At 53.0% G+C, this 20,388-nt stretch carries 18 protein-coding genes; 3 read left to right on the top strand and 15 right to left on the bottom strand.

Annotated features, from left to right (window positions below; translation table 11 throughout):
* Positions 1 to 2: 2 nt before the first annotated feature.
* The 5 genes from fabD to yceD all read right to left on the bottom strand — a co-directional run bounded on the left by fabD (position 3) and on the right by yceD (position 3,892).
* Positions 3 to 932 (bottom strand): ACP S-malonyltransferase, encoded by a 930-nt coding sequence (gene fabD, locus OGX91_RS21210; RefSeq protein ID WP_149691507.1) that lies wholly within the window; start codon positions 930 to 932, stop codon positions 3 to 5.
* Positions 933 to 947: 15 nt separating this feature from the next.
* Positions 948 to 1,901 (bottom strand): beta-ketoacyl-ACP synthase III, encoded by a 954-nt coding sequence (gene fabH, locus OGX91_RS21205; protein WP_005129019.1) that lies wholly within the window; start codon positions 1,899 to 1,901, stop codon positions 948 to 950.
* A gap of 77 nt (positions 1,902 to 1,978) precedes the next feature.
* Positions 1,979 to 3,058, bottom strand: a complete 1,080-nt coding sequence (gene plsX, locus OGX91_RS21200) for a phosphate acyltransferase PlsX (protein ID WP_071887359.1) — start codon at positions 3,056 to 3,058, stop codon at positions 1,979 to 1,981.
* A gap of 122 nt (positions 3,059 to 3,180) precedes the next feature.
* Positions 3,181 to 3,354, bottom strand: coding sequence for a 50S ribosomal protein L32 (rpmF, locus tag OGX91_RS21195; RefSeq protein WP_003036242.1), 174 nt, complete (start codon positions 3,352 to 3,354; stop codon positions 3,181 to 3,183).
* A gap of 16 nt (positions 3,355 to 3,370) precedes the next feature.
* A complete protein-coding gene (gene yceD / locus OGX91_RS21190) occupies positions 3,371 to 3,892 on the bottom strand; it encodes a 23S rRNA accumulation protein YceD (RefSeq protein ID WP_003036239.1) in 522 nt (173 codons plus the stop codon).
* A gap of 197 nt (positions 3,893 to 4,089) precedes the next feature.
* Here yceD and OGX91_RS21185 point away from each other — a divergent pair, with 197 nt between their 5' ends.
* Entirely contained in the window at positions 4,090 to 4,674 is a 585-nt protein-coding gene (locus OGX91_RS21185; RefSeq protein WP_040230685.1) for a Maf family protein, read from the top strand.
* 132 nt (positions 4,675 to 4,806) lie between these two features.
* Here OGX91_RS21185 and rluC read toward each other — a convergent pair whose 3' ends face one another.
* On the bottom strand, positions 4,807 to 5,760 hold the full coding sequence (gene rluC, locus OGX91_RS21180) for a 23S rRNA pseudouridine(955/2504/2580) synthase RluC (protein WP_005129028.1): 954 nt from the start codon (positions 5,758 to 5,760) through the stop codon (positions 4,807 to 4,809).
* Positions 5,761 to 6,459: 699 nt separating this feature from the next.
* Here rluC and rne point away from each other — a divergent pair.
* The gene (gene rne, locus OGX91_RS21175) at positions 6,460 to 9,708 is read left to right on the top strand and encodes a ribonuclease E (RefSeq protein ID WP_199946893.1); all 3,249 of its coding nucleotides are present in this window, start codon (positions 6,460 to 6,462) and stop codon (positions 9,706 to 9,708) included.
* Positions 9,709 to 9,748: 40 nt separating this feature from the next.
* On the opposite strand, the gene OGX91_RS21170 is transcribed toward rne, so the two are convergent.
* A complete protein-coding gene (locus OGX91_RS21170; RefSeq protein ID WP_040230679.1) occupies positions 9,749 to 10,684 on the bottom strand; it encodes a LysR family transcriptional regulator in 936 nt (311 codons plus the stop codon).
* A 111-nt stretch (positions 10,685 to 10,795) separates the two neighbouring features.
* Here OGX91_RS21170 and OGX91_RS21165 point away from each other — a divergent pair, with 111 nt between their 5' ends.
* Positions 10,796 to 11,995, top strand: coding sequence for an MFS transporter (locus OGX91_RS21165; protein WP_286627253.1), 1,200 nt, complete (start codon positions 10,796 to 10,798; stop codon positions 11,993 to 11,995).
* 78 nt (positions 11,996 to 12,073) lie between these two features.
* On the opposite strand, the gene flgL is transcribed toward OGX91_RS21165, so the two are convergent.
* From flgL to flgE, 8 genes are all read right to left on the bottom strand, one after another.
* Positions 12,074 to 13,027: a flagellar hook-associated protein FlgL gene (gene flgL, locus OGX91_RS21160; RefSeq protein WP_005129037.1), complete on the bottom strand. Its 954-nt coding sequence runs from the start codon at positions 13,025 to 13,027 to the stop codon at positions 12,074 to 12,076.
* A 14-nt stretch (positions 13,028 to 13,041) separates the two neighbouring features.
* Positions 13,042 to 14,700, bottom strand: a complete 1,659-nt coding sequence (gene flgK, locus OGX91_RS21155) for a flagellar hook-associated protein FlgK (protein ID WP_155021310.1) — start codon at positions 14,698 to 14,700, stop codon at positions 13,042 to 13,044.
* A gap of 64 nt (positions 14,701 to 14,764) precedes the next feature.
* A complete protein-coding gene (flgJ, locus tag OGX91_RS21150) occupies positions 14,765 to 15,715 on the bottom strand; it encodes a flagellar assembly peptidoglycan hydrolase FlgJ (RefSeq protein WP_121584801.1) in 951 nt (316 codons plus the stop codon).
* Entirely contained in the window at positions 15,715 to 16,791 is a 1,077-nt protein-coding gene (locus tag OGX91_RS21145; protein WP_005129044.1) for a flagellar basal body P-ring protein FlgI, read from the bottom strand. The genes flgJ and OGX91_RS21145 overlap by 1 nt, the downstream gene beginning before the upstream one ends.
* A 33-nt stretch (positions 16,792 to 16,824) precedes the next feature.
* Complete coding sequence (flgH, locus tag OGX91_RS21140) at positions 16,825 to 17,523, bottom strand: flagellar basal body L-ring protein FlgH (protein ID WP_003836756.1); 699 nt, start codon at positions 17,521 to 17,523, stop codon at positions 16,825 to 16,827.
* 57 nt (positions 17,524 to 17,580) lie between these two features.
* Positions 17,581 to 18,363 (bottom strand): flagellar basal-body rod protein FlgG, encoded by a 783-nt coding sequence (gene flgG, locus OGX91_RS21135; protein ID WP_005129045.1) that lies wholly within the window; start codon positions 18,361 to 18,363, stop codon positions 17,581 to 17,583.
* A gap of 13 nt (positions 18,364 to 18,376) precedes the next feature.
* Positions 18,377 to 19,132 (bottom strand): flagellar basal body rod protein FlgF, encoded by a 756-nt coding sequence (locus OGX91_RS21130; RefSeq protein ID WP_005129046.1) that lies wholly within the window; start codon positions 19,130 to 19,132, stop codon positions 18,377 to 18,379.
* Between the two features lie 20 nt (positions 19,133 to 19,152).
* Positions 19,153 to 20,364: a flagellar hook protein FlgE gene (flgE, locus tag OGX91_RS21125; protein ID WP_040230673.1), complete on the bottom strand. Its 1,212-nt coding sequence runs from the start codon at positions 20,362 to 20,364 to the stop codon at positions 19,153 to 19,155.
* Positions 20,365 to 20,388: the final 24 nt, after the last annotated feature.

Below are 20,388 nucleotides of genomic sequence, written 5' to 3'. Positions count from 1 at the left end.
TTTTATTGCTCTAGCGCCGCAGACATCGCCGCCGGCTCATTCAGTGCCGAAGCAGTCAGGGTGTCAACAATACGTTTCGTCAAACCGGTGAGGACTTTACCCGGACCGACTTCATACAGGTGCTCTACGCCCTGAGATGCCATAAATTCAACGGTCTTAGTCCACTGAACCGGGCTGTAAAGTTGACGAACCAGCGCATCGCGGATAGCATCGGCAGTGGTTTCGCACTTCACGTCAACGTTGTTCACAACGGAAACAGTCGGCGTGTTAAAGGTAATTTTCTGCAGTTCAACAGCCAGTTTCTCGGCTGCAGGCTTCATTAGCGCACAGTGAGATGGAACGCTAACCGGTAACGGCAGAGCACGCTTAGCGCCAGCAGCTTTACAGGCTGCACCTGCACGCTCTACAGCTTCTTTGTGCCCGGCAATAACCACCTGACCCGGTGAGTTAAAGTTTACCGGTGAAACCACCTGACCTTCAGCAGATTCTTCGCACGCTTTCGCGATAGCAGCATCATCCAGACCAATGATAGCAGACATGCCACCAGTGCCTTCCGGAACCGCTTCCTGCATAAATTTGCCACGCAGTTCAACAAGGCGCACGGCATCAGCAAAACTGATAACACCTGCACACACCAGCGCAGAGTATTCACCCAGACTGTGACCTGCCATCAGCGCAGGTGTTTTACCACCCTGCTGCTGCCATACGCGATACAGCGCGACAGATGCCGTCAACAGCGCTGGCTGCGTCTGCCAGGTTTTATTCAGTTCTTCTGCCGGACCTTGCTGAGTCAGAACCCACAGATCATAGCCCAGCGCCGCTGAGGCTTCAGCAAAAGTTTCTTCAACAATTGGGTAGCTTGCTGCCATATCAGACAACATTCCAACGGTTTGAGAGCCCTGACCGGGGAACACAAATGCAAATTGCGTCATGTTAAAATCCTTATACTAGAAACGAACCAGCGCGGAGCCCCAGGTGAATCCACCTCCGAAGGCTTCAAGCAATACCAACTGCCCTGCTTTAATTCGCCCGTCCCGGACGGCTTCGTCCAACGCGCACGGTACGGAGGCAGCGGACGTATTGCCGTGTCTGTCCAGCGTGACGACGACATTATCCATCGACATACCCAGCTTTTTCGCTGTTGCGCTGATAATGCGCAGGTTTGCCTGATGTGGCACCAGCCAGTCCAGCGCAGAACGGTCGAGATTATTTGCTTCCAGCGTTTCATCAACGATATGAGCAAGTTCGGTAACCGCAACTTTAAATACTTCGTTACCCGCCATCGTCAGGTGAATCGGGTTTTCCGGATTCACGCGATCGGCATTAGGCAGCGTCAGCAGTTCGCCATAGCTACCGTCAGCGTGCAAATGGGTGGAGATAATACCCGGCTCTTCTGATGCACTCAGTACAACCGCACCCGCGCCATCACCAAAAATAATGATCGTTCCACGGTCGGTTGGATCGCACGTGCGCGCCAGCACATCCGACCCGACAACCAGCGCATGTTTGACGGCGCCGGATTTTACATACTGATCGGCAACGCTAAGTGCATAGGTAAAACCCGCACAGGCTGCAGCAACATCAAATGCCGGACAGCCTTTAATCCCCAGCATACTTTGGATCTGGCATGCCGCGCTTGGAAATGCGTGGGTTGATGACGTGGTAGCAACCACAATCAGACCAATTTGTTCTTTGTCGATACCGGCCATTTCAAGTGCACGGTTCGCGGCGGCAAAGCCCATCGTCGCAACGGTTTCATTTGGCCCAGCAATATGGCGTTCGCGGATACCTGTACGAGAGACGATCCACTCATCAGATGTCTCGACCATTTTTTCCAAATCGGCGTTAGTACGCACTTGTTCAGGCAGATAGCTGCCAGTACCAATAATCTTCGTATACATGTACGCTCAGTCACTTTTTGGTTATATACCGCCACGAGCAAATCACTGGTACGTTGACAGCACCCTCAGTCGCACTGTTACCTGTGCACTCGTGAGTTGATACTTTCGCCACCGTCCAGCAGTTCGAATCCAGCTGGGTATACAGATTCCAGGCGAGCGGCAATTCGCTGAGGAACTTGTCGCTGCACCGCCTGCACTGCCTGTTCAATCGCGACTTCAAATGCTCGCTGATTGGCCGCACCATGACTCTTAATCACCGTGCCGCGCAATCCTAACAGACAGGCGCCATTATACTGGTCGGGGTTGAGGTGACTAAATCGCCTTGTCAGGCTTTTTTGTAACCAACGTTTTAATAACAGCAGCCACCACGACCGTTTTTTGCCCTCACCCTGAGATTTCAGCAGTGAAAGGAACATTCTGACAACACCTTCCATCGTCTTTAATGTGACATTACCTGTAAAGCCGTCACAGACCAACACATCAGTTTTGCCAGTCAGCAACTCATTGGCTTCAAGATAGCCGATATAATTGATAGAAGGGATTGTTTTTAGCACAGCAGAAGCATCCCGAATACTGTCGAGACCCTTAGTTTCTTCTTCGCCGATATTGAGTAACGCAACGCGAGGCCTGGCAATGCCAACCACCTCTTCTGCCAGCACGGAACCCATGACGGCAAATTGCACCAACATCGTGCTATCACAATCCACGTTGGCGCCTAAATCCAGCACCACCGTTTTGCCCTTTTGCTGATGCGGTAAAACCGTGACCAGCGCAGGACGCTCAATACCCTCAAGGGGTTTGAGCAAGAGTTTCGCAAGCCCCATTAGTGCGCCCGTATTACCCGCGCTGACACAGGCTTGCGCTCGACCTTCTTTCACGAGCTCCAGGGCAACACGCATTGAGCTTCCACGACTGGCGCGAATAGCTTGCGAGGGCCGGGCATCACTGGCAATAACTGACTGAGCAGGGATAATCTGCAGACGTGAACGTTGTTCGAAGTCAGCTTTGGCAAGTAATGGCGTGATTGTATCGGGATCCCCGACTAAAAGAAGAGTGAGTTGCGAATTAGAATTCAGTGCCTGCAATGCTGCAGGCACTGTCACGGTAGGGCCAAAATCTCCCCCCATGACATCTAACGCCAGGGTTAGACGTGTCAAGGTATCGTCGCTGCCCGGTTAGGTATTTCCCCAGTTACCCGGGGAAAGCCTCACTAAGCTTCATCACGCTTGTACTCTCTGTGTTTCTCACCGAAGTGGGAAACCCATTGAGTCATGCGTGATTACTTAGCGATTACCTTACGGCCACGGTAGAAACCGTCGGCAGTGATGTGGTGACGCAGGTGTTGTTCACCAGAAGTTTTGTCTACAGACAGGCTGGTGACTGCGGTCAGAGCGTCATGAGAACGACGCATGCCACGTTTGGAACGGGTTGGTTTATTCTGTTGTACGGCCATGGACCTTACTCCTCAATTACTTACGCTTTAAGCTGGCTAATACGGCAAATGGGTTTGGTTTTTGCGCTTCATCAGGCAATTCGCCAAAGACCATGTCCGCCTCGGACACTTCACAGTGTTCAGAATCATGCACCGGAACTACCGGCAAGGAGAGGATAATCTCATCTTCAACCATTGCAAGCAGATCGATTTCACCGAATTCGTTAACCTCAATCGGCTCATACGCTTCCGGGAGTGCTTCAGCCTGCTCGTCAGAACGGACAGGACTAAAACAATATGTTGTGTGAACATGAAGTGGGAACGGTTTCCCGCAACGCTGACACTCGAGCGTAACCGAAACCTTTGCATCACCGGTTATAACGGCAAGGCGCTGGTTATCGATAGCGAACGACATGGAGCATTCCACATCACTGTCCACACTGACTACAGAATCGGCGACGCGCTCAACCAGATCAGAAGTATAGATACCTTCATAATCGAGGCGTTTTTGAGCCGTACGAACCGGATCAAGAGTCAGGGGTAATTTTACCTTTTGCATAGGGCGCGCATATTAACTTTGTAACGTCATATAGTCAAAGAAAAAGGCAGCCTGTGGTTGCCTTTTGCCAATAATTCGCACACATTGCGGGTCATCGACTTAAAATCGATCACGACAAGCCATCGCAGCCAGCTTGAAGGACGAAGTTCATAGTTTAAAATGGCTCTCATCATTACGCTATATGCGGGAGAAAAAATATGCCTCAACTTATTCTTGCGTCTACCTCTCCCTGGCGTCGCGCTTTGCTCGAAAAATTGGCCATCCCGTTTGAATGCGCAGCCCCAGAGGTTGATGAAACCCCCTTACCCGGCGAAACACCCCGGCATTTAGTGTTACGCCTGGCACAGGAAAAAGCGCAATCCCTTGCCCATCGGTTTCCATCACATTTGATAATTGGGTCTGATCAAATTTGTGTTCTTGATGGTGAAATAACCGGCAAGCCGTTAACGGAAGAAAACGCCAGACAACAATTAACCAAAGCCAGTGGAAATATTGTCACTTTTTACACCGGACTGGCGCTTTATAATTCAGCTAACGGTCATCTACAAACCGAAGTTGAACCGTTCGATGTCCATTTCCGCCATTTAAGTGAAATGGAGATTGAAGATTACGTGCGTAAAGAACGCCCGTTACACTGCGCAGGTAGTTTTAAAAGTGAAGGATTAGGTATCGCACTCTTCGAGCGTCTGGAGGGCCGCGATCCTAACACACTGATTGGCTTGCCGCTGATCGCCTTGTGTCAGATGCTGCGCCGGGAAGAGATGAACCCGCTGAACGCCTGATTAAAGAACTGCTGTACAGGCGTAATCAAGTAGGCCTGATAAGCGCAGCGCCATCAGGCGGAAAGATGCCGGATGGCGACGTAAACGTCTTATCCGGCCTACGGGTTTAACGCGATAAAATCGCAACGCGCATCAGGCTTTGCTGCGTAATACCTCAAGGCAGCGTTTCAGCTGATTATCCATCGGCGCTTCAACCCGCATAACCTCACCCGTACCAGGATGAGTAAACTTCAACGCAGCAGCGTGCAGAAACAGACGGTTCAACCCCGTACCCGTCAGTTGCTTATCGAACTCACGGTCGCCATAGCGGTCATCAAAAGCAATCGGATGTCCGGCAAATTGCGTATGCACACGGATCTGGTGAGTACGACCGGTTACCGGGCTACAACGTACCAGCGTGGCAAACGCATAGCGCTCCTCCACTTTAAAACGGGTTTCCGACGGTTTTCCTTCCTGATTTACCCGCACGATACGTTCGCCGCTTTGCAGAATGTTCTTTAACAAAGGTGCCTGCACAGCTTTGACATGCGATTGCCACTGACCTCTTACCAGTGCCAGATAGTCTTTTTGCATCCCTTTTTCACGCAATTGTTCATGCAGTGAACGCAGCGCCGAGCGCTTTTTGGCGACCAGCAACACACCGGAGGTATCACGGTCCAGACGATGCACCAGTTCAAGGAAACGCGCTTCCGGACGTAAGGCACGTAAACCTTCGATCACGCCGAAGCTTAATCCGCTGCCACCATGGACGGCGGTGCCAGAAGGTTTGTTAAGCACCAGAATATGGTCATCTTCATACAAAATGACATCAGTCAGCGCAGCGACCTTCTGCAAATTCGGAGAAATCGCTTCTTCTTCACGCTCAGCGACACGCACTGGCGGAATACGCACAATATCCCCGTCTTCAAGTTTGTACTCGGGTTTGATGCGTTTTTTATTCACCCGCACTTCGCCTTTACGCAAAATGCGATAAATCATACTCTTCGGCACGCCTTTGAGCTGGGTGCGCAAAAAGTTGTCGATGCGTTGCCCTGCTTCATCGGCAGTAATGGCAACTATTTTTACGGCTGGAGTCTCTGTTTTCATGGGGGCCGATTTTAAATAGCCATCAAGATTCGCGCCACACATTTTTCTATGCTTATATTAACTGCTATACCCGATTACTTAAGTTTGACATAACCGATTTGGTGGTTATTAAAGCAATCACCAGGCGGAAGTGTAAAAACTGTGAGTAACCGGGTGATAAATGGCAAAAGTCATCTTGCTATAACAAGGTTAGCAGTGGAATAATGGTCTTGTTTCCGTGTTGAATCTTGTTAAAACAAGAACTTTTCCGGAATGACCCAATTTTGCCCGACCGATCATCAACGCAGCAATGGCGTAAGACGTATTGATCTTTCAGGCAGTTAGCGGGCTGCGGGTTGCAGTCCTTACCGGTAAGTGCTCTATGGATTTCGCGTTGTAGGAAGGCGGCAAGTCTGGGAACCACCAGAAGCTTACTCCTGTAAGTGTCTGGGGTGAGAAGATGAAGCCAACGCACCAACAGCGTGAAAGACGACAAGCACAATGGAAGCTTCTCTGGAGAGTAATACCCAGACTGTTCCCCTGATAATTGCGCTGTGTTTCCGCATGAAATACAGGCAACCGACACTCTGCGCCTCTTTGAGCTGACGATAACCGTGAGGTTGGCGACGCGAATAGACACGAGGCCATCGGTTCACACCCGGAAAGGCATTTCTCTGCCCGCAGCTTAGTCGTCAATGTAAGAATAATGAGTAAGTTACGATGAAAAGAATGTTAATTAACGCGACTCAGCAGGAAGAGTTGCGTGTCGCCCTTGTAGATGGGCAGCGTCTGTACGATCTGGATATCGAAAGTCCTGGACACGAGCAGAAAAAAGCCAACATCTATAAAGGTAAAATTACCCGTATTGAACCGAGTCTGGAAGCTGCTTTTGTTGATTACGGAGCTGAACGTCACGGTTTCCTCCCGTTAAAAGAAATCGCCCGCGAATATTTCCCCGCAAACTACAGTTCCCACGGCCGCCCCAACATTAAAGATGTGTTGCGTGAAGGTCAGGAAGTTATCGTTCAGATAGATAAAGAAGAGCGCGGAAATAAAGGCGCAGCACTGACAACCTTTATCAGTCTGGCAGGCAGCTATCTGGTTTTGATGCCGAACAATCCGCGTGCGGGCGGCATCTCTCGTCGCATTGAAGGCGACGACCGTACCGAATTAAAAGAAGCGCTGGCAAGCCTCGAACTGCCTGATGGCATGGGGCTTATCGTGCGTACCGCAGGTGTCGGCAAATCGGCCGAAGCACTGCAGTGGGACCTGAGCTTCCGTCTGAAACACTGGGAAGCCATTCAAAAAGCGGCTGAAAGCCGCCCTGCCCCGTTCCTGATCCACCAGGAAAGCAACGTCATCGTTCGTGCTTTCCGTGACTATTTACGTCAGGATATTGGTGAAATCCTTATCGATAACCCGAAAGTGATGGAGATGGCGCGTCAGCACATCGCTGCGCTGGGTCGTCCGGATTTCAGCAGCAAAATCAAACTGTACACCGGTGAAATCCCGCTGTTCAGCCACTACCAGATTGAATCCCAGATTGAATCCGCCTTCCAACGTGAAGTGCGTCTGCCTTCCGGCGGCTCAATCGTTATCGACAGCACTGAAGCGCTGACAGCTATCGATATCAACTCCGCACGCGCAACTCGCGGCGGCGATATTGAAGAAACGGCGTTTAACACTAACCTTGAAGCTGCCGATGAAATTGCGCGTCAGCTGCGTTTACGTGACCTTGGTGGCCTGATCGTCATCGATTTTATCGATATGACCCCGGTTCGCCACCAGCGAGCGGTAGAAAACCGTCTGCGTGAAGCCGTTCGTCAGGACAGAGCGCGTATTCAGATCAGCCATATTTCTCGCTTCGGTCTGCTGGAAATGTCCCGCCAGCGTCTGAGCCCGTCACTGGGTGAATCCAGTCACCACGTCTGCCCGCGTTGCTCCGGCACCGGTACCGTGCGTGACAACGAATCGCTGTCGCTCTCCATTCTGCGCCTGATCGAAGAAGAAGCGCTGAAAGAGAATACCCAGGAAGTTCACGCGATCGTCCCGGTACCCATTGCGTCTTATCTGCTCAACGAAAAACGTACTGCGGTCAATGCCATTGAGACGCGTCAGAACGGTGTGCGCTGTGTGATCGTGCCAAACGATCAGATGGAAACGCCGCACTATTCCGTACTGCGTGTACGCAAAGGGGAAGAGACGCCAACTCTGAGCTATCTGCTGCCGAAACTGCACGAAGAAGCGATGGCGTTGCCGACGGAAGAAGAATACGTCGAGCGTAAGCAACCTGAACAACCGGCACTCGCCACTTTCGCGATGCCTGATGTTCCGCCGGCCCCTGCACTGCAGGAACCAGCAGTGAAAGCTGCCGCGCCTAAAGCTGCTGCTGCGACCGCACCTGTCGCTGCACAGCCGGGTTTGATTAGCCGTTTCTTCGGCGCGCTGAAGTCCATCTTTGGCAGCAGTGAAGAAGTGAAACCGGTTGAACAACCGGCCCCGAAAGCTGAAGAGAAAACGGAACGCCAGCAGGATCGTCGCAAACCGCGTCAGAACAATCGTCGCGATCGTAACGAGCGTCGTGATAATCGTGACAACCGTGGTGACCGTGACAACCGTAATGAGCGTTCAGAAAACGGCGAAAACCGTGAAGATAACCGCCGTAACCGTCGTCAGTCACAGCAGCAAAATGCGGAAGCACGCGATAACCGCCAGCAATCCACTGACGTCGCAGACAAAGCGAAATCTGGTGATGAGCAGCAGGCCCCGCGTCGCGAACGCAACCGTCGTCGCAACGATGACAAACGTCAGGCACAGCAGGAAGTTAAAGAACTGAACCTGGCTGAACAGCCTGCGCAGGATTCCGAGCAGGAAGAACGCGTGCGTCAGCCGCAAACTCGTCGTAAACAGCGTCAGTTGAATCAGAAAGTTCGATTCACCGACAGCGCGCCGGTTGAAGCCGAAGTGGCGACTGCAGCGATTGTTGCTGAAACCGCCGTTGCTCAACCTGTTGAACAGTCCGCCCCGGCTCAACGTACCGAACTGGCTAAAGTCGATTTACCCGTAGTCGTTGCACCAGAGCAAGAGGACAACAACGAAGCACGCGATAATAACGGTATGCCCCGTCGCTCGCGTCGTTCTCCTCGCCATCTGCGCGTAAGCGGGCAGCGTCGTCGTCGCTATCGTGACGAACGCTATCCGGTTCAGTCGCCGATGCCGTTAACGGTTGCCTGTGCTTCTCCGGAATTAGCGTCCGGCAAAGTCTGGATTAGCTACCCTGTTGCCCGCACTCAGGACATGCAGGTTGAAGAACAGCGCGAACAGAAACTGGATCAGGAACAAAATGCGTCTGTGGCAGTAGAGCCTCAAGCCGCCGCCGCTGTCGTTGAGCACATTGCGGATGTCCCTGTACAGCAAAACGTCGTGCAACCTGATGTTAGCGTAGCGGAAACGCAGGCCGTCGTTGTTGAAACCACGCATCCGGAAGTTATTGCTACTCCGGTCGAGCAGCAACCGCAAATTATCGCTGAGTCTGACGCACCGGTTGCCGAAGAGATCGCTGCGAAAGCCGAACCTGTGGCTGAAGTTGTGACTGCGCCGGTTGTTGAAGAGCCTGCAGAGGTTGTTATTTCCCAGCCAGAAGTGGTTGAAGAGATTGCCGAAGTTGTGGAAACAGCGCCAGTTGTTGAAGAGATTGCTGCGCCGCAGGAAGTTGTTGCAGCACCTGTCGTCGAAACTGCAGTCGTTGAATCTGACGCTGTCGCAACCCGCGTTGACGCAGAACATCTTCACAGCCATGCGACCGCACCGATGACCCGCGCTCCGGCTCCGGAATATGTGCCTGAAGCGCCGCGTCATAGCGAGTGGCAGCGCCCGGCATTCGCCTTTGAAGGCAAAGGTGCTGCAGGCGGACACAGCGCCACACACCAGGCGACCGCGCCTGCAACGCGCCCGCAGCCCGTTGAGTAAATCATAATCAACATCACAGCCGACCTTCGGGTCGGCTTTTTTATATCTGTTCTACGCCTTTCATCCCCGTCAGCTGCGGCATGACATCCTTCATTAAGGCTAAAAATTTGCGTAATCGGGTCGGATAGTAGCGCGCCCAGGGGTAGACCAAATGTACAGGCAACGATGCCGCATGCCACTCGGGTAGCAGCGCAACCAGGCGTCCGCTGGCAATATCTTCCTCGACCATCCAGCTCGACACAATCGTCACACCTAATCCTGCCAGGGCGGCATTTCTTGCAACATAAATACTGTCGGTGCTTAATCTGGGTGAAATATTCAGAGTGACCGGTTCATTACGCGATTGATTCAGTAACGAAACGCTGTGTTGGTAAAACGTGTTCACGGCAATCCACGGCAGCGCGGATAACTGCTCCGGATGCGAAGGCTCACCATACTGTTTCAGCAATGCGGGACTCACCACCATACTACGGGGAACTTCAGCCAGTAAAACCGAGACCGTAGCAGGATCAACCTCAGCCCCAACCCGGATAGCGCAGTCGATATTGTCGCTGAGAAAATCAACGGTCTTATCATTCAGCATCCACTCAACGGATAACTGTGGATAGCGGGAAAGGAACTGCAGAAGCGGTTCAAGGAGTTGTTGTTGGCCGAACGCATGTGGTGCCCGAACCCGCAACGTCCCCACCGGCTCATCCTCCGTGATGTTCAGTCCGTCCTCCAGCGCCAGCCAGGCATCAATGATGTGTTTGGCATGCTGATACCCTCGCTCACCATCATCAGTCAGCTTCATTGCATGGGTGGTACGCATAATCAGCTTAACGCCCAACAGCGTCTCAAGGGATTGTAACCGCCGACTGACGGTTGCCTGGGTGGTGCCCATTTGCTTTGCCGCCGCTGAAAGCGAACCGGCCTCGACGATGCGCACAAACGTGCGCATCAATTCCACCCTATCTATACGTTCAGTTTTTATCATTTAGTCATTATTCATACGTGTAACGTATAACTGTTTTACCACTGCGCTCGCTACCGTGCTACCTGTTGAAGGATAAAAATAACCGCACATCCCGTGATTGAGGAATCATTTGTGAACACACACACCGCACTTTCCCGTTGGGTTATTTTTGTTCTGGCACTGGGCGCTGGGTTCAGCGTTGCCGCAATCTATTATGCCCAGCCTCTTTTACCTTTGATGGGTCAGGACCTGGCCTTAGACGTCACCGGCATGGGGCTGGTGCCAACGCTCACCCAGGCAGGATACGCGCTGGGCATTTTGTTTTTGTTGCCGCTGGGCGACCGTTATGACCGCCGGACATTGATCCTGCTAAAAAGCGTCTCTCTTGCCGCGCTGCTGTTGGCCTGCAGCTTTACCGGTCAGTTGCATTCGCTACTGCTGGTTAGCTTATTGATGGGGATGACAGCGACCATGGCTCAGGATATCGTGCCGGCCGCAGCCATCCTTGCGCCTGAAGGCAAGCAGGGAAAGACAGTGGGTACCGTCATGACCGGTCTTCTGCTGGGGATCTTACTCTCGCGGACCATCAGCGGGCTGGTAGGTGAAGCCTATGGCTGGCGGGAAATGTATCAACTTGCCGCTGTCAGTATTGCCGTGATTGCCGTACTGATGTGGAAAATGCTGCCCCGCTTTACGGTCCATTCCACGCTGAGTTATCCGGCATTAATGTTCTCCATGGCGCAACTGTGGCAGCGTTATCCTGCACTACGCCGGGCGGCGTTGGCACAGGGCTTCCTGTCCATTGCCTTTAGCGCCTTCTGGTCAACACTGGCGGTTATGCTCTCTGAGCATTACCACATGGGCAGTGCGATAGCGGGAGCATTTGGTATTGCAGGGGCAGCCGGGGCGCTGGCAGCCCCTATGGCAGGTCATCTGGCAGATAAAGTAGGTGCCGGACGGGTAACACAGTTGGGCGCGCTGTTAGTCACGCTTTCATTTGCACTGATGTTCTTGCTTCCGGCCCTGCCAGTACAGGGGCAGTGGCTGCTGATTGCCCTGTCAGCGATAGGCTTTGATCTCGGACTGCAATCCAGCCTGGTCGCCCACCAGAACCTGGTTTATAGCCTGGAGCCTCAGGCAAGAGGTCGTCTGAATGCGTTGCTATTTACCCTGGTGTTTATCGGCATGGCGCTGGGTTCTGTACTCGGAAGTCAGGTCTATGCGCTGGCAAACTGGGAAGGCGTGGTGACACTGACCACTTTCAGCGGCGTTGTTGCGCTGGTAATTAGACTGACCGGTAAATTACCTGTTAGCCAGACAACTGCAGCCTAAAAAAATGCCCGCTCCGGGGTGTATGTGGAGCGGGCAGACAAACATATCCAGTTTCATGATATGTTTCAAAAAGGATTGTTACCGGTTGAGCTGGAATAGTGACATTCCCTGCATATCGGTAAACGTTTTATACGATGCCTGTAGCGCAGCCTGCTGCATAACATACGAAGAAATCGCCGCATTCCAGTCAACATCAACCAGATTGCTCATCTGTTGTGTTTGACCCAACGCGCGATCGGCCCCCAACGAGTCCAGAGCGCTAAGTTCACTGAGTTGCGTACCGAGTTCAGCACGAACAGACAGCACATTATTCAGTGAGTTCTTCAGACCACGGTTGGATTTATCGATGGCGGCTTTGGCTGCCTCTTTAGCCGCATCATCGCCTTCAATCGGCTTATTCAGGGCTGCAATAGCGGTATCCAACATGACGAATAAGTTCGTTTCTGACTTGCTTCCATCTGGCTCTGGAACCGCGTTGCTGGTCACCGAGTCAAAAATCTTATCCCCGGTATGACCAATCACCATTGACCGAGCGGCATCGACCTGTTGGGTGATATTTTGAGTTCCACCACTATAGGTACCATCAGTCTGGGCAAATGGCGGGGCTTCCGTTTTGTAGCCGCCAAAGATATAACGACCATTACCGTCGGTACTGTTCGCCAGATTCATTAACTGATCGCGGATCCCTTGCAAATCAGTTGCCAACGATGCCCGGTTATCATCACTCAATGTACCGTTGCCAGCATTGACAATTTTTTCCTGTGCCGCGGTAATAGCGGTCGTCGCCCGGCTTAACACGTTCTCTTCCAGTGACACTTTTTGCGTCGCGAAAGTGCGCGCCAGCGTATATTGGCTGTTCTGCGCCTGGGCCTGTGAAAGTACCACGGCCTGTGATGCGGCAATCGGATCGTCAGACGGGTTGTTCACGCGTTTCCCCGTTGACATCTGCTCGCCAAATTTCAACCATTCAGCCTGAGAGTTGGTGATGCCGCGCATATTCTGCTGGTACATCATCTGAGTACTGATACGCATTGAATTCCTCTCCCTTAACGAATATTCAGCAGTGCATCAAAGAGTGAATTCGCCGTTTGCAGTACCTGAGCGTTGGCCAGGTAATACTGCTGATAACGCTGCAAATTCCCGTACTCTTCGTCGAGGTTAACCCCGGAAATAGACTGTTGCTGATTTGAAAGCTGCGTGACCACGTTGTTTTGCGTGGTACTACTGGTTTTTAAGGTCGCCGTTTTGTTGCCGACATCGCTCACCAGCGTAGCATAAGCATCGTTAAAGGTTTTATTCCCGATAGTTGCCTTGGTCTGCAGATCCAGCAATTTCTGACCGTTACGGTTATCGCTTTTTCCTTTATCAACATTGGGGTCAGTGTCATTTTTGGACACTTCAGCCATGGCGATTTTCGACTCGTCGGTCACCGCCACTTTCATATTAATAATGGCGTCACCCACGGGTTTCACCGTAAAGCTATCATTCGCCAGCGCACCATTTTTGACGGTGATTTCCAGCCCATCAAACGACATTTTTCCGTCAGTGACCGTCGGCTTAAAGCTGGTATTGTCAGCCAGACGGGTCACCTGCCAGTCAACGCCATCAAACGTAATTTTATAGTCTGTGGCCTGCACCGACGAGCTGTCGGTCATTTTAACGTCCAGCGCACCGGTCCCTTTATTTTTCGTATTGCTAAGGACTGCCGGGCCACCAATATCGAAAAAGTTTTTGCCCGGGTCGCCGTTGGCATCAAAACCTTTTTTGTGCTGCGTGTTAAACGCATCAGCAAAAGCGAGGGCCAACTGACCAAGGGTATTACGCGTCTGGTCGAGTTCCTGCGAACGGAACGTCAACAGCCCGCCCAGCGAACCGGTCGTGATCAGCTTTTCCGGGATGGCAACTTCTCCGGCCACGCCGTCAACATAAGCGACAGTCGTGCGAGAGGGATCATCGCTGGAAGGTACAGCGGCCAGTTGGCGAGCATTGCTGCCCTGCACCAGCGAATAGCCATTCGCCATAGTCACGTTATAGGTGCCGCCGTCCTGAATGCTGACTTCCACGCCGACAATCTTGTTCAGCTCACTCACCAGTTGATCGCGCTGATCGAGCAGATCGTTCGGTGATGCACCCGCGCCAACGCCGGTCAAACGGGAGATTTGGTCGTTAAGGCTGGCAATTTGCTTCGAATAGTTGTTGATTTGATCGACGCTGGCCTTAATCGCAATATTGACCTGCTTATCCTGATCGCGTAGATATTGGTCCGTCGTTCTGAACTGATTGACTAAGCCATCAGCTTTACCGATAAGTGCCTGACGCGCCGCCGGATCTTCTGCGTTACTCACCAACGTCTGCAGGCTGGTAAAAAAGCCCTGCATCGACGTTGAGATCGAACTGGTTTTGCTGGCGAGCAGGTTGTCGATTTTTGACATTTGCTCGTAACGTGTCGTCAGGCCGCTGCTCTGGTTCTGCGCCGCACGTAACTGATTAGTGATAAATGAGTCATACTCACGCTGTACGCCAGAAACATAGACACCATTGCCGACCCAGCCCCCCGCACCCAGCGTGCTGTTCGCTTGCGCCATAATTGTCGTTTGTCGGGTATAGCCGGCAACGTTATAGCTGGAGATGTTATTACTGGCAGTGTTCAACGCGGCCTGCGCTGCGCTGAGTCCACTCATCGCGTTATTAATCAAGCTGGACATGGAGGTTCCTTGTAATCCTTCAATACTCGGTATTATCGGCAGCAGGTCAGCAGACTTGAGCTATTTAAAAGAGATTATCGAGGTTCGTGCTGTAGGTTTTACTCACCTTTTCGCTCATCGATTTTAGCTGCTGGATCATGCTGGTTAATTTGCGCGCATAGTTAGGGTCAGTGGCGTAACCCGCATTCTGCAATGCCTGGGCACCCTGCTCAGCGGTCGCGGCACCGGTCACCGCGGCGTAACGCGGATTGCGGGATATCAGACCGACATAATCCGACAGTGCTTCAAGATAAGAGCTATAAACACGGAATTTCGCTTTCACTTTTTTCGCCTCACCGTTTTCGTATTCGGTGGTGGTGATTTCAGTGGTCGGCCCTTTCCAGCTTCCCGAGGCTTTCACACCAAAAATGTTAAAGCTCGGCTCGCCATTCTCCCGTCGAATTTGTCGTTGCCCCCACCCGGACTCCAGCGCAGCCTGCGCCAGAATCAGATGATGAGGAACCCCACTCTGCTGACTGGCCAGTTTTGCCGGCAGCGAAAGTTGAGCCAGGAAGTCTTTGCTGTCACCCGACAGTGGCTCATCATTGCTTTCTGTGGTTCTGGGCATCGCTTTACGCACCAGTTGCGTCAGCGTCTGATTTTGATAGCTGGTCACCGTTTCCAGCGAGAATTTCATCGGTACCTGCGGCGCATCATCCGCAGGTTGCCCCTGTCCTTGCGTCATCTGCTTGACCATCATTTCTGCCAGCCCCAGACCTTTTCCTGCGGTCATCTGCTGGGCGATCTGTTGGTCATACATGCTGGTGTATAAACGCGTGGAGTCGCTGCTAAAGACACCGTCTTTTGGCAACGCCTCGCGCATACTTTTCAGCATCATCTGCACGAACATCCCTTCAACCTGGCGGGCGACCGGGCGGATATTTGCCGCCGGATCCTGACCCGCTTTCGCTTTCAGTTCGTTCAGTGATTGTGCATCCCAGGCTGCGCTGGTCAGCAGTTTGCTATCACCAATCATCAGATGATTTCCAGTTTGGCGCGCAGACAACCCGCACTTTGCATGGATTGCAGGATAGACATCAGGTCCATCGGTGTTGCCCCCAGCGCATTCAATGCACGTACGACGTTGTTCAGGTTGGCGCTGGAACGCACGCTCTGCAACGAACCACCGCTCTGGCGCAGATCGATCTGCGTTTGTGGCGTCACTACAGTTTGCCCACCGCCAAACGGTGTATCCGGCTGGCTAACATTCGCCTGGCGGTTAACCGTAATCGACAGGTTGCCTTGCGCCACGGCACAGCTGTCCAGCGTTACCTCGCGGTTCATGACCACCGATCCCGTACGCGAGTTAATAATTACCTTCGCGTCCTGCGGCGTGACGTTCACCTCCATATTCTGAATGTCGGCGAGGAAGCGCACCTGCGAACTGTTGCCGCTTGGCACCCGCACCTGGATCGTCCGGGCATCCAGCGCCGTTGCGCTGCCAAAACCGCGCGAGCGGTTAATGGTGTCGGTAATTTGCTGCGCCATGGTGAAATCTTCATTATTCAGCTGCAAATTAATGGTGTTACCACCGCCGAACTGGCTGGGTAATTCGCGTTCGATGGTCGCGCCGTTGGTAATACGTCCGCCATTGAGCTGGTTTACCTGCACGCTGCTGCCACCCGCAGCCGCGCCTGCACCGCCAACCAGAATATTCCCCTGCGCCAACGCATATACCTGGCTATCGACCCCTTTCAGCGGAGTCATCAGCAGCGTACCGCCGCGCAGGCTTTTAGCGTTCCCCATGGAAGAGACCACCACGTCAATGGTTTGCCCCTGACGACCAAAGGCCGGGAACTGCGCGGTGACCATTACCGCTGCCACGTTTTTCAGCTGCATATTGGTGCCGGTGGGCACGGTGATCCCCAACTGCGACAGCATGTTGTTGAGCGTTTGTGTCGTAAATGGCGTCTGGGTAGTCTGGTCACCCGTACCATCCAGCCCGACCACCAGCCCATAACCAATCAGCGAGTTTTCCCGCACGCCCTGCACGCTGGTCAGGTCTCGAATACGGTCGGCATGCGCGAAGGCGGTTACCAACACCAGTACCATTCCAACAAAAGTTTTAAACACTGGAGACCTCGCTTACATCGGCGACAAGTTAAGGAAGAAACGCTGCAACCAGCCCATATTTTGCGCTTCATTGATGTAGCCGTTGCCGACGTACTCAATCCGCGCGTCCGCAACCTGCGTTGACGGTACGGAGTTACTGCCACTGATGGTGCGCGGGTTAACCACCCCGGAGAAGCGAATGAATTCAGTGCCCTGATTAATGGCGATCTGTTTTTCACCCACGACATGTAAGTTGCCATTCACCAGTACCTGATCGACCGTTACGGTCAGCGTACCGCTGAAGGTATTTCTGGCGTTCGCGCCGCCTTTACCGTTAAACGAGTTGCCACCAGAAGCCTCTACGTCGGCACGCTCGTTGCCAAATAACCCCTGCAGATAACGTGGTACCGTGTCAAACCCAAAGTTAGTTTTGCCATCACGACTGGCATTCGCCGAGGAGCTTTTGCTCGCGCTGACGTTTTCCTGCAATACGATAGTCAACGTATCGCCAATATTGCGCGGACGGCGGTCTTCAAATAACGGCTGGTAGCCATAATTAATCGGCTGCGCAGACTGAAATATTGATCCATTCGCCACCGGCGTCGGGCCTGGAACTGGCTGGGCAGTCGTCGCGCCCTGCACGAGCGGAGTGGCCGGGATCCAGGCGCATCCTGTCAGTGAAACCACCAGCAGGGCCAAAATCGGGTATGGGTGAAGCGCGTATTTTCGCATTGCCTTCATCTTCAAAATCAGTACGCCGGTGAGGCTTTCACCCCACCGGACGTCACTTTAGAGTTGCGTCAGTTTCTGCAGCATCTGATCGGTGGTCGATACCGCTTTACTGTTGATTTCATAAGCACGTTGAACCTGGATCATGTTGACCAGTTCTTCCGCCACGTTGACGTTAGAGGTTTCCACATAACCCTGGTACAACAGGCCCGCACCGTTCAGCCCCGGCGTGCTTTCGTTCGGTGCACCGGACGATTGCGTTTCGGTGTACAGATTCTCACCAATACTTTCCAGACCGGTATCATTCATGAAGGTCGTCAGGTTGAGCTGCCCTACCTGAACTGGAGCAGCCTGACCCTGCTGGGTGACACTGACAATCCCGTCGCGCCCAATAGTGATACTGAGCGAGTTAGCCGGGATAGTGATTGCAGGCTGCACCTGAAAACCACCCGCCGTTACCAACTGACCGTTCTGATCCACCTGGAAAGAGCCATCACGGGTATAGGCTGACGTGCCATCTGGCAGCATGACCTGGAAAAACCCCTGGCCTTTAATCGCCACATCTTTACTGTTGTTGGTCTGCGACAGGTTACCCTGGCTATGTAAACGTTCGGTCGCAACCGGACGCACACCGGTACCAATCTGCAAACCAGACGGCAGCGTTGTCTGTTCAGAAGACTGAGCGCCAGGCTGGCGAATCGTCTGGTACAGCAGATCTTCAAACACCGCACGCTGGCGTTTAAAACCATTAGTACTGACGTTTGCCAGGTTGTTGGCAATCACATCCATGTTGGTTTGCTGCGCGTCCAGGCCGGTTTTGGCGATCCATAATGAATTGATCATAAAATGTCCTGTATTAACTCATCGACAGCAGTTGGTTGGCGCGGCCCGCGTTATCATCCACGCTACTGATAATCTTCATCTGCATTTCGAAACGGCGAGCGCTGGCGATCATATCGCTCATCGCCGCAACCGGTTTGACGTTACTGCCTTCCAGTACGCCCGACATCACGCGGATGCTGGGGTCGGCTTGCAGTGTCGGTCCCCGGGTAGCCTGCGCTGCCGCACTCAGACGGAACATACCGTCATCACCACGTTGCACTTCACTTCCCGTCGCTTTAACCAGCTTCAGACGTCCTACTGGCGCCACCGTATTCGCGGGATCGCCTGGGTTGAGCGCCGAAATCGTTCCGTCAGCGGCGATAGTCACTTCCGACCCTTCCGGTACCGCTATCGGCCCAGCTTCGCCAATCACCGGATGTCCCTGAATGGTCAGTTCACCGGTTGGACTCACCTGAATTGCGCCATTGCGGGTGTATCCTTCGCGGCCATCAGCGGTCTGCACAGCCAACCAGCCATCCTGCTGCAAAGCCACATCCAGCGGACGGGAGGTATAATCCATCTGGCCTGGCGTCATGTCAGCTCCAGGCGTGGAGGCGACCACCAGCGTACGCGTTGGCAGCGAAAGCCCTTCTACGGGAACCGCACGCAGCGCGTTGAGCTGAGCACGAAAACCCGGTGTGGAGGCATTTGCCAGGTTGCTGGCCGTCACCGCCTGTTGATTCAGCGTCTGACTGGCCGCGCCCATGGCGGTATATATTGCGTGATCCATTAAGCCATCCCGTCAGGCGCTTAGCGCAGGTTGACCAGTGTGTTAAGGATCTGATCCTGGGTTTTGATGGTCTGCGCATTCGACTGATAGTTACGCTGAGCGACGATCATATTCACCAGTTCTTTACTCAAATCCACGTTAGAGGCTTCCAACGCACCGTTGGTCAGTTTGCCGAAGTTCCCCGTACCCGCGGTACCCAGCAGTGCCACACCGGAGGCCTGCGTTGCCGCCCAGACGTTATCGCCCTGAGATGCCAGACCTTCGTTGTTGGCAAAGTTTGCCAGCACGATCTGTCCCAAAACCTGTTTCTGTTCGTTGGAGTAGTTACCGACTACGGTACCGTCATTGTTAATCTGGTAGCTCACCAGATCGCCTGGTTTGTAGCCGTCCTGGTTAGTGGCAACAATGTTGTTTGCACCGGTGTTCTGCTGCATGGAGTTCTGGAAACTCATTGCGAAGGTGACGGCAGGTGCGCCATTGAGCGCAGCTGTGGTGATATTGAATGTACCGCCGCCGGTTAGCGCCCCATTGGTATCAAATTCCAGCGTGGACGTTGGTGCGGTTGGTACAGCAGCCTTCGGATCGCTGCTATCAATGGTATAGACAGCCCATTTGTTATCAGGCTGTTTTACAAAATAGGCGTTAACTTCGTGGGCATTGCCCAGGCTGTCATAAACGGTAACAGGGCCTTTTTTGTTATAGCTGTCAGCATCTTTCGGATCGAACTTTGTCGTTGTCGGGATTTTATCCGATGAGTTCAGGTTGATCTGCATTGAGGCCTTGCTGGTTGCCTGTGCCGCCATCAATGTATTAGGGATCGTGATCGGCCCTGGGTTCGCACCTTGCTGAACTGTCGGCGGCGTACCGGTCGCCGGATAGCCCGTCAGTTTCAGTCCCTGCATGTTAACGATATTGCGGTTTTCATCGAGCTTGAACTGACCGTTACGGCTGAAGAAAACAGAACCATTGCTGTCAACCATACGGAAAAAACCGTTCTGGCTGATAGCCACATCCAGGCCACGTCCAGTGTTGGTGGTGGTACCATCGGTAAAGTCCTGGGTAATACCCGCAACTTTAACGCCCAGACCCACTTTAGAACCGGCGAACATGTCGGCAAAGGATGCCGTGCCGGATTTAAAACCGTAGGTGGCGGAGTTGGCGATGTTGTTACCAATGACATCGAGGTTGGTCGCTGCAGCGTTCAGACCGCTGACCGCTTGTGAAAAGGCCATGACTTACTCCTGATAAGTGTGAAG

This window comes from Citrobacter sp. Cpa228 (assembly GCF_030333085.1).
In the GTDB taxonomy this organism is placed as follows: Bacteria; Pseudomonadota; Gammaproteobacteria; order Enterobacterales; family Enterobacteriaceae; genus Citrobacter; species Citrobacter pasteurii.
This window is presented reverse-complemented; position numbering and strand designations above follow the sequence as displayed.

What these genes read in the sequence shown, in the direction of transcription:
- OGX91_RS21145 (WP_005129044.1), bottom strand. Translation starts at nt 16,791, where the DNA reads ATGGTACTGGTGTTGGTAACCGCCTTCGCGCATGCCGACCGTATTCGA.
- rpmF (WP_003036242.1), bottom strand. Translation starts at nt 3,354, where the DNA reads ATGGCCGTACAACAGAATAAACCAACCCGTTCCAAACGTGGCATGCGT.
- flgL (WP_005129037.1), bottom strand. Translation starts at nt 13,027, where the DNA reads ATGCGTATCAGTACTCAGATGATGTACCAGCAGAATATGCGCGGCATC.
- rne (WP_199946893.1), top strand. Translation starts at nt 6,460, where the DNA reads ATGAAAAGAATGTTAATTAACGCGACTCAGCAGGAAGAGTTGCGTGTC.
- rluC (WP_005129028.1), bottom strand. Translation starts at nt 5,760, where the DNA reads ATGAAAACAGAGACTCCAGCCGTAAAAATAGTTGCCATTACTGCCGAT.
- yceD (WP_003036239.1), bottom strand. Translation starts at nt 3,892, where the DNA reads ATGCAAAAGGTAAAATTACCCCTGACTCTTGATCCGGTTCGTACGGCT.
- OGX91_RS21185 (WP_040230685.1), top strand. Translation starts at nt 4,090, where the DNA reads ATGCCTCAACTTATTCTTGCGTCTACCTCTCCCTGGCGTCGCGCTTTG.
- flgG (WP_005129045.1), bottom strand. Translation starts at nt 18,363, where the DNA reads ATGATCAATTCATTATGGATCGCCAAAACCGGCCTGGACGCGCAGCAA.
- OGX91_RS21130 (WP_005129046.1), bottom strand. Translation starts at nt 19,132, where the DNA reads ATGGATCACGCAATATATACCGCCATGGGCGCGGCCAGTCAGACGCTG.
- flgJ (WP_121584801.1), bottom strand. Translation starts at nt 15,715, where the DNA reads ATGATTGGTGATAGCAAACTGCTGACCAGCGCAGCCTGGGATGCACAA.
- fabD (WP_149691507.1), bottom strand. Translation starts at nt 932, where the DNA reads ATGACGCAATTTGCATTTGTGTTCCCCGGTCAGGGCTCTCAAACCGTT.
- OGX91_RS21170 (WP_040230679.1), bottom strand. Translation starts at nt 10,684, where the DNA reads ATGATAAAAACTGAACGTATAGATAGGGTGGAATTGATGCGCACGTTT.
- flgH (WP_003836756.1), bottom strand. Translation starts at nt 17,523, where the DNA reads ATGCGAAAATACGCGCTTCACCCATACCCGATTTTGGCCCTGCTGGTG.
- fabH (WP_005129019.1), bottom strand. Translation starts at nt 1,901, where the DNA reads ATGTATACGAAGATTATTGGTACTGGCAGCTATCTGCCTGAACAAGTG.
- flgK (WP_155021310.1), bottom strand. Translation starts at nt 14,700, where the DNA reads ATGTCCAGCTTGATTAATAACGCGATGAGTGGACTCAGCGCAGCGCAG.
- flgE (WP_040230673.1), bottom strand. Translation starts at nt 20,364, where the DNA reads ATGGCCTTTTCACAAGCGGTCAGCGGTCTGAACGCTGCAGCGACCAAC.